Annotated in this window: 18 protein-coding genes and 7 tRNA genes; 3 read left to right on the forward strand and 22 right to left on the reverse strand. The window is 42.2% G+C overall.

What is annotated here, in order from left to right; all coding sequences use genetic code 11:
- The 10 genes from GH808_RS14240 to GH808_RS14285 form a co-directional block, all read right to left on the reverse strand.
- Positions 1–101 (reverse strand): GTP-binding protein (locus GH808_RS14240; protein ID WP_039861643.1); only part of this gene is annotated, 101 nt, incomplete at its 3' end.
- Positions 102–173: 72 nt separating this feature from the next.
- Positions 174–249: transfer RNA gene (locus tag GH808_RS14245), tRNA-Thr, on the reverse strand.
- An 11-nt stretch (positions 250–260) separates the two neighbouring features.
- Positions 261–345 (reverse strand) — tRNA-Tyr (locus tag GH808_RS14250).
- A gap of 80 nt (positions 346–425) precedes the next feature.
- Complete coding sequence (sigH, locus tag GH808_RS14255) at positions 426–1,034, reverse strand: RNA polymerase sporulation sigma factor SigH (RefSeq protein WP_186843459.1); 609 nt, start codon at positions 1,032–1,034, stop codon at positions 426–428.
- 12 nt (positions 1,035–1,046) lie between these two features.
- A complete protein-coding gene (locus GH808_RS14260) occupies positions 1,047–1,559 on the reverse strand; it encodes an NYN domain-containing protein (RefSeq protein WP_207722354.1) in 513 nt (170 codons plus the stop codon).
- Positions 1,556–2,569: a 23S rRNA (guanosine(2251)-2'-O)-methyltransferase RlmB gene (gene rlmB / locus GH808_RS14265; RefSeq protein WP_186843460.1), complete on the reverse strand. Its 1,014-nt coding sequence runs from the start codon at positions 2,567–2,569 to the stop codon at positions 1,556–1,558. The genes GH808_RS14260 and rlmB overlap by 4 nt, the downstream gene beginning before the upstream one ends.
- Before the next feature lie 22 nt (positions 2,570–2,591).
- Positions 2,592–3,791: a THUMP domain-containing class I SAM-dependent RNA methyltransferase gene (locus tag GH808_RS14270; protein ID WP_186843461.1), complete on the reverse strand. Its 1,200-nt coding sequence runs from the start codon at positions 3,789–3,791 to the stop codon at positions 2,592–2,594.
- Positions 3,792–3,941: 150 nt separating this feature from the next.
- Complete coding sequence (hisS, locus tag GH808_RS14275) at positions 3,942–5,177, reverse strand: histidine--tRNA ligase (protein ID WP_186843462.1); 1,236 nt, start codon at positions 5,175–5,177, stop codon at positions 3,942–3,944.
- 10 nt (positions 5,178–5,187) lie between these two features.
- Positions 5,188–6,414: a tyrosine--tRNA ligase gene (gene tyrS / locus GH808_RS14280; RefSeq protein WP_186843463.1), complete on the reverse strand. Its 1,227-nt coding sequence runs from the start codon at positions 6,412–6,414 to the stop codon at positions 5,188–5,190.
- A 58-nt stretch (positions 6,415–6,472) separates the two neighbouring features.
- A complete protein-coding gene (locus GH808_RS14285; RefSeq protein WP_186843464.1) occupies positions 6,473–7,705 on the reverse strand; it encodes an AI-2E family transporter in 1,233 nt (410 codons plus the stop codon).
- 194 nt (positions 7,706–7,899) lie between these two features.
- Between GH808_RS14285 and lspA the strand changes: the two genes are divergently transcribed.
- The gene (lspA, locus tag GH808_RS14290) at positions 7,900–8,379 is read left to right on the forward strand and encodes a signal peptidase II (protein WP_186843465.1); all 480 of its coding nucleotides are present in this window, start codon (positions 7,900–7,902) and stop codon (positions 8,377–8,379) included.
- A 55-nt stretch (positions 8,380–8,434) separates the two neighbouring features.
- Here lspA and GH808_RS14295 read toward each other — a convergent pair whose 3' ends face one another.
- Both GH808_RS14295 and ispE read right to left on the reverse strand, forming a co-directional pair.
- A complete protein-coding gene (locus tag GH808_RS14295; protein WP_186843466.1) occupies positions 8,435–9,148 on the reverse strand; it encodes a GntR family transcriptional regulator in 714 nt (237 codons plus the stop codon).
- 10 nt (positions 9,149–9,158) lie between these two features.
- Positions 9,159–10,016, reverse strand: a complete 858-nt coding sequence (ispE, locus tag GH808_RS14300; RefSeq protein WP_186843467.1) for a 4-(cytidine 5'-diphospho)-2-C-methyl-D-erythritol kinase — start codon at positions 10,014–10,016, stop codon at positions 9,159–9,161.
- 143 nt (positions 10,017–10,159) lie between these two features.
- Here ispE and GH808_RS14305 point away from each other — a divergent pair, with 143 nt between their 5' ends.
- Both GH808_RS14305 and GH808_RS14310 read left to right on the forward strand, forming a co-directional pair.
- Positions 10,160–10,861, forward strand: a complete 702-nt coding sequence (locus GH808_RS14305; protein ID WP_186843468.1) for an HAD family hydrolase — start codon at positions 10,160–10,162, stop codon at positions 10,859–10,861.
- The gene (locus GH808_RS14310; protein ID WP_186843475.1) at positions 10,845–11,543 is read left to right on the forward strand and encodes a uracil-DNA glycosylase; all 699 of its coding nucleotides are present in this window, start codon (positions 10,845–10,847) and stop codon (positions 11,541–11,543) included. Before GH808_RS14305 ends, GH808_RS14310 begins: the two co-directional genes overlap by 17 nt.
- Positions 11,544–11,717: 174 nt before the next feature.
- Here GH808_RS14310 and aroD read toward each other — a convergent pair whose 3' ends face one another.
- The 10 genes from aroD to GH808_RS14360 form a co-directional block, all read right to left on the reverse strand.
- On the reverse strand, positions 11,718–12,476 hold the full coding sequence (gene aroD / locus GH808_RS14315) for a type I 3-dehydroquinate dehydratase (RefSeq protein ID WP_186843469.1): 759 nt from the start codon (positions 12,474–12,476) through the stop codon (positions 11,718–11,720).
- A 36-nt stretch (positions 12,477–12,512) separates the two neighbouring features.
- Positions 12,513–13,520, reverse strand: coding sequence for a nucleoid-associated protein (locus GH808_RS14320; protein WP_186843470.1), 1,008 nt, complete (start codon positions 13,518–13,520; stop codon positions 12,513–12,515).
- Between the two features lie 204 nt (positions 13,521–13,724).
- Positions 13,725–13,801 (reverse strand) — tRNA-Arg (locus tag GH808_RS14325).
- Positions 13,802–13,865: 64 nt separating this feature from the next.
- A tRNA-Gly gene (locus GH808_RS14330) sits at positions 13,866–13,940 on the reverse strand.
- A gap of 5 nt (positions 13,941–13,945) precedes the next feature.
- Positions 13,946–14,030 (reverse strand) — tRNA-Leu (locus GH808_RS14335).
- A 134-nt stretch (positions 14,031–14,164) separates the two neighbouring features.
- Positions 14,165–14,857 (reverse strand): TrkA C-terminal domain-containing protein, encoded by a 693-nt coding sequence (locus tag GH808_RS14340; RefSeq protein WP_186843471.1) that lies wholly within the window; start codon positions 14,855–14,857, stop codon positions 14,165–14,167.
- A 97-nt stretch (positions 14,858–14,954) separates the two neighbouring features.
- Positions 14,955–15,029, reverse strand: a tRNA-Gly gene (locus tag GH808_RS14345).
- A 74-nt stretch (positions 15,030–15,103) separates the two neighbouring features.
- Complete coding sequence (locus GH808_RS14350; RefSeq protein WP_186843472.1) at positions 15,104–15,655, reverse strand: EutP/PduV family microcompartment system protein; 552 nt, start codon at positions 15,653–15,655, stop codon at positions 15,104–15,106.
- A gap of 30 nt (positions 15,656–15,685) precedes the next feature.
- Positions 15,686–16,060, reverse strand: coding sequence for a BMC domain-containing protein (locus GH808_RS14355; protein WP_186843473.1), 375 nt, complete (start codon positions 16,058–16,060; stop codon positions 15,686–15,688).
- A 195-nt stretch (positions 16,061–16,255) separates the two neighbouring features.
- Positions 16,256–16,331 (reverse strand) — tRNA-Lys (locus tag GH808_RS14360).
- Between the last annotated feature and the right edge of the window lie 14 nt (positions 16,332–16,345).

Here is a 16,345-nt window from a genome sequence, read left to right on the forward strand (position 1 = left end):
AATGTAATTGCTGCTGTTAATGTCGTTTTACCATGATCGACATGTCCGATTGTTCCAACATTTACATGGGGCTTATTTCTTTCAAATTTTGCTTTTGCCATTTGTTATTCTCCTTAAAATTTATTTTAATTTATCGTTTTACTGCTCTGTCAAATTAATTGATGATATAAAAATGGAGCCCTCATCCGGATTTGAACCGGAGACCCCCACCTTACCATGGTGGTGCTCTACCTACTGAGCTATGAGGGCTTATAATAAAATGGTGGGAGAAGATGGATTCGAACCATCGTAGACGTCGTCAACGGATTTACAGTCCGCCCCCTTTAGCCACTCGGGCATTCTCCCACTTGCTTATCAATTCAGCTTCTCTATAATAATTTGTTTTTTCTGTTTTGTCAACTGTTTTTTTTGTTTTTCGGTTATTTTCAGAGACGATTTCCAATTTTCTTCCTGATTCGCTGCAGCGCATTGTCTACCGATTTGCTGCTACAGGATAATGCCTCCGAGATTTCAAAATATGACGCTCCTTTTATATAGTAAGACAGCACTTTCTTTTCAAAATCTGATAACTCTCTGCGCACATCTTCCATCAGCTGTTCCAGTTCTTCTTTTTTGATCAGTTTTGCACCCGGTTCAACGTTTCTTTTTGCCGCCAACTGATCAATAATGATGTTCTGGGGTTCTTCTTCTGAAACAGGGGTATAAATCGAAACGGAGCTATTCAGCGGCATGTGCTTCTGCCGATTGGCTGAACTGATTGCTGTCTGGATTTGGCGTTCGATGCAAAGATTGGCAAAGGTCGAAAATCGGGCTTCCCGGTCCGGGCGATAATCCCAGATTGCTCTCAGCAAACCGATCATGCCTTCCTGAATCAGATCTTCATTGTCTCCTCCCACCAGATAAAAGGATCGCGAACGAATCAGAACATTCTTTCGGAATTTTTTCAGGAGAAACTGCTCTGCTTCTTTGTCCCCTTGCTGGGCGCGCCTGACCAGTTCATTTTCTGTTAATAGGTCGTTGTCATTTTCTTTCATTTTTTCCCCGTATCACTCTTTTATACGCATTCTTCTGAATTTTTCAAGTGTGTCTTCGTCCATAAAATCGCTTAAGGTAACGCGCTGTTTCGGTTCGCTTTTTTTCGTTTTATCTCTGAAGTTTTTCAACGTGATGGCCATATCTTCAATCAACTCTCTGCTCGGCACTCGCTGAGCTCCACTTGCCAGCACCATCCTCTGCAAAGTATAGTCAGAAGTAACAACCTGCACCGTATAAGAATTGGGCAGACCATAAACCAGTTTTTCAATATAGGCATCTGCCGTCTTGTTTTTCTCGGTGAACACCACTTTTATTCTGCCATGCATTTCTTCTCTTGTTTCAAAGGACTCCTGCTGATAGGCATCGAAAACAAGGATGGTTTCCCATCCTTTGAATCCGCTGTAGCCGTTCAAATCACTGATGAGTTTTTCTCTCGCCTCTTCCAGTTTAATTTCCGAGAGGCGTTTCAAATCATCCGAACCATGAATAACATTATAGCCATCCACAATCAGTATTGTTTTCATTGAAATCGCTGTTTAGCAGCCTCAGATAAAATAATAGCTGCCGCGGCTGAAGCATTGAATGATTCAATCTCGCCGTGGATTGGAATGGACACTGAAAAATCACATTGTTTTTTTACATTTGTGCTGATGCCGGCGCCTTCATTTCCAATGACAATTGCCAGCGCCCCCTTATAATCGGCCTGATAATAGGGTTGTCCATCCATGTCTGCCGCCATAATCCAAAAGCCCTTTTTCTTAAGCTCCTCAATCACCTGGCTCAGGTTCGTCACCTTGGCAATCGGGGTATGCGATACTGCGCCGGATGAGGCTTTCACCGAAACTGCCGTCAATGATGCCGAACGACGGTTCGGAATGATAACCCCATCAGCCCCGCAAAGATTGGCACTTCTGATAATTGCTCCCAGATTGTGGGGATCGGTAAGATGGTCCAGAATAACAATCAGCGGATCTCTGCCTTTTTGTTTGGCATGGTTCAGAATATCGTCAACGGTACTGAATGGGAATGGTGCCATCAGCGCCACAATCCCCTGATGCACCTGACCGTCCGATAGATACTCCAGTTTGGCTTTTTCAACGGAATGAATGATGATATTTCGTTTTTTGGCACTGTCCATGATCTTCTTGAGAACATGATCCGTATTATCTTTTAAAACCAGCAGTTTATCAATTTCCTGTCCGGACCGCAACGCTTCCATCACGGGGTTTTTCCCGGCAATGATAAACGTTTCTTCCGTTATACCCTCTTCTTCCCGGCTGAAACCATCAAATTTATTACGGGATTTGCGATCATCTGATTTATTGTAGCGACTATCCTTATCCCGGGAATCTTTCCCGCCGAAATTCCGATTCTTTTTACCCTCTTTCGGTCCGCGTTCTTCAAATTTCGAAGATTTCTTGTCGCCCTTGGAAGCGAATTTTGTTTCTTTGCCCTGTGCTCCACGGTCATTCTTTTTTCCCCGTGGTTTATCATCGGTTTTACTGTTCATGCGACTATTTGTTTCTCGTTTCATCTTTTCACCCATTCTTTATTTTCTATGCTTTTTCTGATTCTTCGTTTTGCTGATTTGCAGTCTCCGCTTCTGCGGCCGGTTTTCGTTTTCTTGGCGGCAATGGCCCATAGTATTGATAAAAATATGTTTTAATATCGCCGTTATACAGTTTTCTGTTTTTGGTTGCCGCTTCACCGAAATATTTCTCAAAGCGTTCATATCCCGAGATAATGAAGTAAGACCAGTCCTCCAGACTTCTGAACACTTTACCCATATCCCGATAAAGTCGTTGTACTTCCTTTTCTTCCCCGATTCGTTCGCCGTAAGGCGGATTCGTGATGATCACACCAAATTTTTTCTTGGTTACGACCGATTGTACCGGCAGCTTCTGAAATGCGACATAGTCCGCTACGCCAGCTAATTCAGCGTTGGTCCGTGCCTGTTTCAATGCACCGGGATCAACGTCCGAACCAAGCAGCAGGAATTCTTTATCATTGATCGCATCTTGTGCTTCCTGTCGTGCCTGTTCCCACATTTTCTCCGGCATACATTTCCATGTTTCCGACGCGAAACTTCGTTTCAACCCCGGTGCAATGTTTTTACCGATCATTGCCGCTTCGATCACGATGGTTCCAGACCCGCAGAGCGGATCAAGGAAATAACGATCCGTTCTCCAGTGCGACAGATAAACCAGCGCCGCCGAGATCGTTTCCTTCAGTGGGGCTTCGTTTCCATATTGACGATAGCCACGTTTATTGAGTCCCGATCCGCTGGTGTCGATTGACAATGTCACTTCATCCTTAAGAATCTGAATATGGATGGGATACTTGCCGTTGTTTTCTTCAAACCAGTCAACATGATACTTTGATTTCAATCGTTCAACGACGGCTTTTTTTACAATCCGCTGCCCGTCTGATTTGCTGTAGAGTGTTGATTTTACACTGGTAATTTTTGCCGCCGGAAATTCACCATCGACCGGGATCCAGTTTTCCCACGGCAATGCTTTTGTTTTCTCAAAGAGTTCGTCAAAGGTTACCGCTTTGAAACGGCCCACTTCTAAAAGCACGCGGTCGGCACATCGGAGCCATAAGTTTGACCGGGGAATCGCTTCCAGCGGTCCGGAATAATGGATTTTTCCATTCTCCACCTCAGTGACTTCATACCCCAGTTTTTTTATTTCGTCTTTGACCACACTTTCAATCCCGAAAGCAACTGTAGCAATTAAATTTATTTTTTTCGACATTCATTTTTCCTTTATCTAAATTTTTTTCGACTGTTAATATTTCATTATAACACATTTTCTTATTTACTTCTTAAATATTGCGATAAATAATTCAAATAAAAAACATCTGCAATCAAACGGCTGCTGCAGATGTTTTTTTATGATCTCTATTTAGAATGTCTTTATTTCCTGATCTCTACCAAAAACCACAAATCCCTGATAGTTTCCGTTATCCCAGGCAGTAATCTGCTTTCCAAATTTTTTCTTCATCGCAACCAGATTGACACGATAACCTTTGCCGCGCCAGACATCAGCCGCGGCAATCACTTCCGGAATGCTGTCGTGCTGCGGTTCATAGAACAGAATGACCGCTTTATCGACTTGCACGGCGTCTTTTTCTTCTTCGAGAAGAATCGAAATAATCCGTTCAAACCCGATGGAAAAACCAACTGCCGGGACCGAAACTTTATTGTATTTTCCAATCATGTTGTCATAACGCCCCCCGCCGGCAATCGAATAGCCGTAGGGTCCGTAACTGACTTCAAAGATCAGACCGGTATAATAGCCCATTCCCCGGATCAGTGAAAAATCAAAAACTATCTCAAACTGATCTTTTGACAGGGTTTTCATCGAATTGATAACCCGGGTTAATTCCTCAATCGATTCTGTGTCCTCAACCCATTGGCCCAGGTTCTCCAGATTGATGCTGGCGACACACGACATGAGAGATTGCACTTGTTCCTGTCCAAAGCCCTTCTCCAGCAATTCCTGAGTGACACCGTCGGTTCCGACTTTATCGATTTTATCCAAAGAGATACATACCGTCCCGATGGATTCGGCCGAAAAACCGGCCTTTTTTATCACCGCACTGAGTAACTGCCGATGGTTGACTTTGATCGTAAAGCCTTTAAAGCCCATGGCAATCAATGCTTTTGCGGTCGTATCCATCAATTCGATTTCCGCATTAATGGATGGATCACCGATAATGTCGATATCGCATTGTTTGAAAGACCGGAATCTTCCTTTCTGCGGGCGTTCAGCCCGAAAAACATTACCAATCTGAATGGCTTTAAAAGGACTTTCCAGCATTGACTGATTGTTTGAATAAAACCGGCTTAGCGGCAGGGTTAAATCAAAACGCAGACCCATATCACAGAGGTCCAGCGTCGTTGCGTCTTTTGTCAGCTCCAGTTTTTCACCGCGTTTCAAGACGGTAAAGAGCATTTTTAAATTTTCACCGCCTTCACTGCCCAAAAGCAATTCCAGGTTTTCCATCACGGGTGTTTCGATCCGGCTGAATCCATGGACCCGGTATATTTCCAGAATTTTCTGTTCCAACCGATCCCTAATTCTCATTTCATCGGGTAAAATATCCCGTGTTCCTCTTACAGGTTTTGAACTGATCATGTGTCACCTTCTATATTAAATTAATTTGTTTAAATGCTTTCTTGCCCTTTTTCAGGACCAGTTTGCCGTCTTTGAAATCACTGGCTGTATAAACCGCTTTGGGATCCGTGACTTTTTCGCCGGCGGCAAGAACACCGCCCTGCTGAATTAATCGTCGCCCTTCGCTCCGGGTCGGAATGAGTTTTGCAAATTCCAGCAAAAAAACAATGTCCCGGCCATCTCCCAATTCCGCTTTCGACAGATCAACGCTGGGTATTTCCGCATCGCCATTATCGCCCGCAAAAAGCTTTCTTGCCGCATTTTGCGCTTCATGGGCGGCATTTTCGCCATGAATAATTTCGGTCACTGTGAAGGCCAGTATTTCTTTGGCCTGGTTTATTTGGGCGCCTTCCAACGCGCCCAATCGTTGTACCTCTTCCATTGGCAGGAAGGTCAACAGCGCTAAACATTTTTTTACATCCGCATCGGCAACGTTGCGCCAGTACTGATAGAATTCATACGGCGATGTTTTTTCAGGATCCAGCCATAAGGCGCCCTTGGCTGTTTTTCCCATTTTGACACCTTCACTGGTCGTCAGCAGCGAGAACGTCATCCCGTAGACCTGTTTCCCATCTTTACGTCTAACGAGCTCAACCCCGGCAATGATATTGGACCACTGATCATTTCCGCCAAACTGCATTTTGCATCCCTGTTGTTGATGCAGTACATAAAAATCATAGGCCTGCAGCAGCTGATAGTTGAATTCCAAAAATGTCAGTCCTTTTTCCATCCGTGATTTATAGCATTCAGCCGCCAGCATCCGATTAACCGAAAAATGTGCCCCGATATCTCTTAAAAAATCGATGTAATTGAGTGGCAGCAGCCATTCGGCATTATTAAGCATCACCGCTTTGTCATCTTCAAAGCTTAAAAACTTTTCGAATATTTTCTTGAATTTCTCACCATTTTCCGCAATCCGCTCCGGAGTCATCACCTGACGCATGTCTGTCCGCCCGGAAGGATCTCCGATCATCGTCGTTCCCCCACCGATCAGGGCAATGGGACGATGCCCGTGCCGCTGCATATGCGCCATTACCATGATTTGGATGAAATGTCCAATATGCAGACTGTCCGCCGTCGGATCAAATCCGATATAAAAAGATACCGATTCTTCTCCCAGCAGTTTTTCTATTTCCTCTTCATGAGTACATTGTTCAATAAATCCACGTTCTTTCAACACATGAAATACATTCTCCATTTGTGTACGTCCTTTCCTTAATCATCTCAGGTTGTCGACCTGTCTATTCATCATTTATCTAAATTTCACTATCTTCAGGAGGATTTTCCAATGCCAGCTTTTCTTTATGAAGCTCCCATCTCGTCAAGCCCTCTTCTAAAAACACTTTTATAATCGCAAACATCGGAATGGCGATAAACATTCCCATGACGCCAAAAAGACTGCCGCCGATTACCACGCTAACCAAAATCCAAAAGGGATTCAGCTTTACAATTTTACCCAGCACATTCGGTGCCAGAACATTTCCTTCAAGTTGAAAAAGAACAATGACCCAAATACCAACCCATAATGCTTTGATCGGATCATCAATCAGGGTGATCAGAACACTTGTTGTGCCACCGATAATCGGGCCAAAATAAGGAATCATATTGGCAATTCCCAAAATCACGGCAAAGAGCGGCGCATAATCCACCCCAATAATCAGCAGACCCAAATAATACAGAAGAGCAACCAGTATGGAAATGAGAATCTTGCCAGTGAAGTATTTATAGAAAATATCATCAATCGTGATGCATGCCCAATGCGTTCCATTATACAACGTTTTATTCATAACTGCTTTTGCCAAACGGTCAACTTGCTCAATAATCTTTTCCTCATCCAGCATCAGATAAAGGCAAATAAAAAAAACGATGAAAAAAGAAACGATAAATTCAACGGTTCCTTTAACAAACACCAGTGCGACACTGCCGATATCACTGAGTGATTCAGGATTCGTCCCAAAATAAGCTGATATCTGATTCATGATATCCGTTGGCGTGATATTCTGAAGACCAGCAACCGTATGCTTCAAACCAGCAAGAATATCCTGAGTGGCGCCCCCCTGCAGCAGACTGTTATTCAGGAAAGCATTGATGATATCCAAATTTTCCGGTATTTTTTCAATCAGAGCGGTTAAACTGTTGGTAACCGAAGGGATTGTGGCATAGAAAAAAAGAACAATCAAAACGATTGTGATGATGTATACAATCGAAATAGCCGACATGCGGACGATTCGGGAGCGGTTTTGACTCTTTGGAATCATTTTAAAAATAAACGTTTCAACGCTTCGCATTGGTCTAAAAAGAAAATAGGCCAGCACGCCGCCAAAAATAATGGGTTCAATAACGATGAAGAATGCGCCGATGCTTTTTAAAAATGTATTTGCGATGATGCCAAAATTATCGAGTATCTTATAAATAAACAATAGTATTAAGACACCAACTAAAAAATAGCTGTATTTTTTGATAAGTTCCTTGTCAATTTTTAATTTCACATTTTCCTCCCCTGCCGTTTACAGTCCGATTTATATCTTAACATTTAACGAAAAAAAATTAAAGCAGTTTCAAATAGTTTCTTGTCATTTATGGTTAAACTAAAATAAAAATCGTCAGCGTTAAAGTTTTCCTTGTGTCTTAGAGAAAATTATCATATATTCTGTAGTGAACAAAAATTTATTTAGGAGAAATCATGATCTATCTAGCCGTTATCATTTTTGTTGTTTTTTTGGATCAGTATTCAAAATATCTGATTCTTACCCATATAGCCCCTGTTGATACTTTTCCCATCATTCCAGATGTTTTTCATCTGACTTATGCTGAAAATACCGGGGCCGCATTTAGTCTTTTTACCAATATGCAATTTTTACTGGTGCTGATCACCATGACTTTTATTGGCATCCTGATTTTTTTTCTGCTTAAAATCCCCAAGACCAGGGAAAATACATGGATCAATCTTTCCATCGCTTTTATTATCGGCGGTGCTGCCGGCAATCTGATCGACCGGATTCGGCTGGACTATGTTGTTGATTTTTTGGATTTTCGAATGATTAAATTTGCGATTTTTAATTTTGCAGATCTGTTTGTTGTCTTCGGAAGCATTCTGCTGGTGATTGCCTTGCTTGCCAACAAAAATTTCTTCGAAAACAATGACTTCAGCAAAATAAAATAGGTGGTCTGTTTTAGCAAACCTCCAGAAACTTAAAATAAAACGAATGGTCGCCCTTTTACAGCGCCCACTCGTTTTGTTTTTTATCGTCTTTTACCGCATACAGCACTTTCAACATATCGGCACTGGTACAATGAATGTGCTCACCGGCTAAAGCTTTAGCCATGGCGCTCTCACCGCTTTCAATTTTTCTGATGATCTCCATGTGCTGGTTCACGAGTGGAGTTTTGTCTTCAATGCGATGAACATACTCTGCCCTAAAACGCTGCATCTGTTCCCGCAAACTATTGATCATCGTCAGCAATTTTTTATTTCCGGATGCTCGGTAGATGATATCATGAATAGCCATATCATTTTTGATAATGCCCTCTTCATCATTTGCCATCGCCGACTCACCGAACCTTTGATTCGCAGCGTATAGTTTTGCAATTTCTTCAGCGGTCGCGTTCAAGGCGGCCAGCTCAGCTGCCAGGCCCTCCAAAGCCCGTCGTATTTCCATCATTTCTTTCAAATCATTGACCGACATCGGTGTCACATAAGCACCTCGCCGGGGAACCATTTTTACCAGACCTTCCAGTTCCAGTTTTCGGATTGACTCCCGGACCGGTGTTCTGCTCACGCCCATTTCTTCAGCCAGCTGAACTTCCATCAAACGTTGTCCCGGCTGCAGCTCACCGGTGATGATCGCACCGCGGATTGTTTCAAAGACAATTTCCCGCAATGGCTTGCAGGAGCTTATATCAAGGCATAACCCCTTCTTTTCTTCCGACATATAACCCTCCTTAATTCTCACTTACTTGGCTGAGAAAAGACATTTTGTACTTTTGTTTAAGCACTTGCCATGCCATCTCGGCACGCTCTTGTTCCCGGTAATAACCGACTAAAGTCGATCCGCTGCCTGTCATAATGGCGGCAATGGCTCCATTTGCCATCAAATCATTTTTAATATTACGTATTTCAGGATACTCTTCAAATGCCACTTCTTCAAAAACATTGCCCATCGCAGCATTCAATTTTGCGTAATTCTCATCTTTGAGCAATTGGATGATGCCCGTTATATCCGGGTGATTTTTAATCTCTTTCTGGTCCAATTTTTTAAATGCCCAGGGTGTGGGAATATCCACCTTCGGTTTCACTACCACAACATGCCATTTTTTCATTCCCGGCAGAGACGTTATTTTTTCACCAATTCCTTCGACCAGAGCCGTTCCGCCGATCAGACAATAGGGTACATCGGCACCAATTGTCACCCCGATTTCTAACAGCTCTGGTGTCGTGAGATTCAGTTTCCAAAGGATATTAAGCCCTTTCAATGTGGCCGCCGCATCACTGCTTCCGCCAGCCAAGCCGGCCTGAGCGGGAATTTGCTTGTCAATATGGATCTTAACTCCCTGGGTTTTGTTAAATCGCTTTTGCAGTTTTCGCAACGCGATGATCACCAGGTTCTTTTCATCTAATCGAATCAAATTGTTGTTTGAGGTTAAAGTAATACCCTCCTGACTATTCTCAAAGGTTAACGTGTCTTCAAGTTCAATAGAATGATTGATCATCCTCATCTCATGATAGCCATCTTCACGTATCCCGGTCACATCAAGGGATAAATTTACCTTGGCTTTAGCTTTTATGACGACTTTATCCATTTTAACTTCCTTTGTACTTATGATATTGTATACATTATTCATTATAACATAGCCGGCTCTGCTTGTGAATGAAAAAACATGATTGAAACCCAAGCTTTTTCGTGTATAATCTAACCATAAACCATTACGAAAGGCTTCTTTTCATGATAACACAACCAATCCATGCAATCGTGTTTGACTTTGACGGCACACTTGTCGATTCCATGAGTCTCTGGCACCAGATTGACATCACCTATCTTGGCAGGCGCGGACTTCAATGTCCGGATGATTTATCCTTTGAAGTGTCCGGCAAGAGTTTCACAGAAACCGCTGAATATTTCAAAAAACGTTTCAATCTGAGTGATTCAGTCGATATGATCAAAGCGGAATGGGACTTAATGTCCCGGGATTCGATTCTCACCAAAATTGATTTTAAACCTGGCGCCCTTCCTTTTTTGTCCTGGATTCATGAAAAAGGCATCCCCATGTCAATTGCCACTTCCAACACGCGGTCTGTCCTCGAGCTTTTTCTGCCCAAGTACGGCATCGAACACCTTTTTCACTCGCTGCACTTTACTTGTGAAGTCGGCAAAGGCAAACCGCATCCCGATGTTTTTCTGGATGCCGCTAAAGCGCTCAATGTTCCCCCGGAAAATTGTCTGGTATTTGAAGATACCCTGGAAGGCATCAATGGTGCATTATCGGCCGGAATGCCCGTCATTTCTGTTGACGATTCTCATCAATATCAGCGACTGGAGCTGATCCAACGCTCAACACTCTGTCATATTAAAAACTACCAGGAACTAATGACTGATCATTTCAGCCAATACTTATTCAGGAGATCATATGATGTCAATACATTTTAATAACGATTGGGAACTTCCCATTCAAAACGAACTAAATCAGGAATACTATCAAGATCTGCGGCACTTCTTAATCACTGAATACCGCAGCCGTCCGGTCTACCCGCCAGCGAAGGATATCTTCAACGCCTTCCACTTTACCGCTTATTCTAAAACCAAGGTCTGTATTATTGGACAGGATCCCTACCATGGCCCCGGCCAGGCTCACGGTCTCTCTTTTTCGGTAAAACCAGGCGTACCGATTCCGCCTTCTTTGCTGAACATCTACAAGGAACTGTCCGATGATCTGGGGTACCCGATTCCCAACCATGGCTGCCTGAAAAAATGGGCAAATCAGGGTGTTCTGCTGCTCAATGCAGTCCTTACTGTCCGTGCCGGACAGGCCGGTTCTCACCGCAACATGGGATGGGAAACTTTTACAAGCCGCATGATTCAAGCTTTAAATGATCGGGAAGAACCCGTTGTTTTCATTCTCTGGGGACGGGATGCTCAAAACAAGCGGTCACTGATCACAAATCCGCGCCATCCGATTATTGAGTCTCCCCATCCCAGCCCGCTTTCTGCACATCGTGGTTTCTTCGGCAGCCATCCGTTTTCCAAAACCAATGCTCTGCTGATCAGCCTTGGGAATACCCCCATCGACTGGCAGATAAAAGATACTGACAACGACAGCGAGTTGGATTGAGTTCTTGCCCTTATGCTGCGTTTTGTCAAATTCAAAAGCCGATTATTTATCAATGTGTCAACAACCACAAATAAATAATCGGCTTTTTTGTATTTTGTTAGAATGATATGCTTTGAGCGTATCTGCTCAACCATTGCCCGCCATGCAGGTTTTTCGTCACTTCCGAGCACCGTGTTAAATCAGTCCCATTTCTTTTCGGATTGCTCGAATTCCTTCGAGATTGATCTGGCCGGGAGCCGTTTTTCCTGCCCCTGCGGCATAGGTCAGCGAACCGCCGCAGAGGTCCGGCGCAATTCGAGTAATTCCGCCAAGTGCACCCATTGCGATGGCAATCATCGGCAATTCTGACTGTTCGTTATAAAACAGGTTAGCCATCATCAGGCGGCGAACATCTTCCGCCGTATGCGGCATTAACGCCAATTTAAGCACATCCGCGCCTCTTGCTTCCATCGATGCGTAAATTCTTCTTATTTCCTGCGCCGCCGGTGTTCTTTCGAAATTATGATGGGATGCAATCCACTGCGGCCGTTTATTTTTAATTGCAGCTGTTATTCTGTCTAAAAACAGATCGTTGCTCGCCAGCTCCACATCCACATAATCCACCACATCACTTTCAATTGCGGCGTTTATTGCGGCTTCCCGAATGGCATCCGATGTTTCAAAAACGCCCCCTTCAAGGTGGCTGCGATAGGTATAAATGATCCCCTGGTTTTTCAGGCATCGCTTGATTTCTTTCAGCACGTCAATTTCCGCTTGCCTACTGAGCGTTGCGCCTTTCATAAAATAGTCCCGACGCCATTCCAGAAAATCGCAATCATTTCTTACGGCGGCTTCAACATCCGCTAACAACTCGCTTTTATTGGCACTTATTAAAGGAATGCATGAGGCAAACTTATTTTTTTCGATTGGTTTCATTCCGTCTTTCATCATCATGACCGTTTTTCTCCTTCAAACGTATTTGGTTGTGTCTTACTTATGATTCAACAATCCGATGTTTTTAATTTCTACCGAAATTGTTCCATCGGGGTTATTTTTAAACTCAACGATATCATTTCTTTTCAATTGCTCAGTCGGAATGCTGATTTCAATTCCGGTATCGGTAATAAATTTCTGCTTGCCGAATATCTTCTTTTCAATGTTTGGAGAAACCTGAACTTTTTTATCATACAATCCTTTTTGTTCCAGAGTTTCCTTGAATTTCTCCTGAACGCTTTCATCACCGTCAAAAACTACTTTTGCAATATTCTCAATATCAATTTCACGCTCTGCTTCGTAGTCATCGGCTAATACCGTCTTTATTGCATTCAGTTTTTCATAATCCCTGCCATACTCTTTCCCGATCATGTCTTTAGCTGTTTTTTCCACAATGTCGAAAGCTTCTTTTTCCGAAATGGCCGGTTCGCAATGCAGCAATTGCGTAGAAATATAAAAATCTTTTTCATTGCTGATGAGATATTTTTTTTCTTTTAATAAAATCTCATCCGTTGCCAAATTAATGAGTACAAATTCGTCAAGCTTTTGGCTTTCATTTGGAAGCACACAGGGCTGAACAAGAATATCATTTGTCAATCCGTTATCCGTATTGACATAGTGAATATAGCCATGTTTATAATTGAACTTGAAAATGCCAAGGTAAGTCTCATGTTCCATTTCAAAATCCACAAAAACTAGATCCGCTGAGGGAATCTCAATGTTTTCAATCATATAATCAAAAAACATCTGTGCAATTTCAGCACTTACGCGAACCAACTCGTGAGGATTACTTTTATAATCCTGAAGCCGTTCTTTAAATTTGCTTCCCGTTCTAAAAACGGTTCTTTTTATTTCCGGGTCCTTAATCGACCTTTGAACGTGTTTTTCAATATAGTCTTTGACGGTTAAGGTCATATTCAAGAGCGTATCCGATAGAACCGGAATACTCGCATTTGTATCCAATACATGCAAAATTGATTTGTTGATGGTAATTTCTATATTCATATTACTCCTTATGCGGTTTTTTCAAAAGATTTTAACACACCTTCATCATTTTAGCTACACGAAATCATGTGCTACCCTTTATTATCTGATCACTGAATATCTCCGGGTGAAAAATTAATCACGCCTGATTCACTAACTTTTCGAAAAAAAAATCACCATCAATGATGGTGATTCATCCAGATTTCTCTGATTATGTTAGAAAAATGGTGCGCCCTGGGGGACTCGAACCCTCAACCTACTGGTTCGAAGCCAGGCACTCTATCCAATTGAGCTAAGGGCGCAGATTAAGTTGATTAAAAAGAATAACTCAGACGATGTCCAAGTCCATCTAAATCATATAAAAATTGGAGCGGAAGACGAGATTTGAACTCGCGACCCTCGCCTTGGCAAGGCGATGCTCTACCACTGAGCCACTTCCGCTTAATTGGTGCGGATGAAGGGACTTGAACCCCCACATCGTAAGATACTAGATCCTAAGTCTAGCGCGTCTGCCAATTCCGCCACATCCGCATTACAATGCTACTAACAAGAAGCAAATAACTGCTTTCTGTAACGTGCTTGATTATAATAACAAAATATATTCGCTTTGTCAATTGATTTTATGAATTTTTTGTATTTTTTCTCCAACCACGGATCCACACATCTTAAATTTTATCTTTAAAAAGCTCTACCACTTTATCCTTCGGTCCGTAAATTACAATCCTGTCACCCTGTATAATCTGATCTGATGCAACAACATGGTCAATAATTAGATTGCCGCGCTTAATCAGCAAGACGTTCAATTTATAGGTATGGCGAAAATTCATCTCCAATAATGTCTTACCAGTAATTTCAGGCGGTAGACATGTTATAAACACTTCAGCAATCAATTTGTCCTGAAACATTTCCAAAATGCGGACATTATTGCAAAATGCACCTTTTGACTTATTTCTGGCCAAGCGCTCTACCATTCTATCAAATCTCCTGATGATCCATTTAGACCGGGTTAAGATGATTATCACAATCAGAAAGAAAACGGAATACCCGATTGTCCACCAGTTGAATTGATCACCAGAAGAGCGGATAAACAAATTGACTAAAATGGATACCCCGGTAACCGCAAAAAGGTACCCAAAGATCATCATAATCCGGGCCAGATGCCGCCGCGCAACTGAATTAAGAATAAGTTCACTCTCTTTAGTGGTGAATCCACTGTTTGTCATACACGAAATGGCTTGAAATCGCGCCTTGTCTTCCCGCAATCCCGTTAGTCGAAAAAGAACAGTAAAAATCTCCACTACAATTAGATATGCAATGATTAGTACAAAAAAGCTGATAAGTGATACATTAAATCCCATAGAAATTCCTCTCATGATCTATTTTAGACATAAAAAAAGCCCTCAAAACCTTTGATGTCGAGGATTTAAGGACAAAGGGCATTCGATTATTGCATGATGGAGCGGAAGACGAGATTCGAACTCGCGACCCCCGGCTTGGGAAGCCAGTGCTCTACCACTGAGCCACTTCCGCAACAAAACTATTATATCAATAAATGACTTTTTTCGCAAGGCTTAAGTTAACCATTTATAAATATAATCGCATCATCATAACCGAATGCTTTTATCCTGCCATGATTTTTTTTCGTTTGCCACATTTACAACGCTTTTTGTCGAAAAAACTGTTCTGAGTCTCTCAGCATCTTCCTTTTTATCCCAAGGCAGAACATCGCCATCTTCTCTCAGATATTCCAGAATTTCCCAAATACCTTCACCCGTATAGGAGCTGACTTTAAAAATCGTATCACAGCCTGCCAATTTAAGCCATTCTACTGCCTGATCAACATCTGCACCGATTGCATCGATTTGTGTTACAATTCCAATAGCAGGGCGATTGCAGACAGGAGTTACACATGGCGGATAAAGTGAATACGGCTCTGTAGCATTGATTAAGAGTGCAACTACATCGGCTTCGAAAGCATACAATGCCAACGCATGACCGAAGCCTTTTGTCTCCGCATATTCTCCCGGTGTATCAATTACAACATCAAAATGATTGATGTACTGGGTTTTCTCGTAACGTATCTCTTTTCCCTTTAATGCCTGTCTCAGTGTTGTTTTGCCGCACTCACTACGTCCCACTAAAATTATCTTTTTCATATTTCGCCTTCATTTTCATGTTTGATCATATCAAGTTTTTGTAATCTCACAAATTGTAAATTTCAATGTATCCCTGAGATAAACCAGAATATTTCTAATTGCTGACTCAACTTCAGATATTCTTCCTGTGAACATCAGCGTACCACTAAATCGATCGATAAATCCCATCTCGATATTAGCAGTTTTAATTGCTAGATCACCTGCGATGACCGAAATCTCAGACGGTGTCATGCTCAATATGCCAATCGCTGCTTTTTGATAATCAATACTCGGATTCAAACCTAATTTTTTATATACGATTTCATCTGGGCTCGCAATAACATGAGCCAGCGTAACTTGTTTTCCTGGAACTGTCTCTTGTATAATTCTCAGTTTTCCTTCATTCGTATCCAAAATGCCATTCATTCTAAGAGTCTCCTTTTCTTCGGGTAAAAGCTGTATTTTCAATACAATTATTTAATTTGATTATATCATTTGTGCTAAAAAAAGAAATGTAGTCTCTGGTCATTAACAGATATTTTTTTTGCATTTATTATACGACCTACACTATTTGCCAAAGAACCTAAAAAAAACCGCATCTCTGCGGTTATGTTTGTAAAATGGTGACCCATGGGCGACTTGAACGCCCGACACCCTGATTAAAAGTCAGATGCTCTACCAACTGAGCTAATGGGTCAGATAAAATATTAA

The sequence above is a fragment of the Acetobacterium fimetarium genome, from assembly GCF_014284475.1.
GTDB lineage: Bacteria > Bacillota > Clostridia > Eubacteriales > Eubacteriaceae > Acetobacterium > Acetobacterium fimetarium.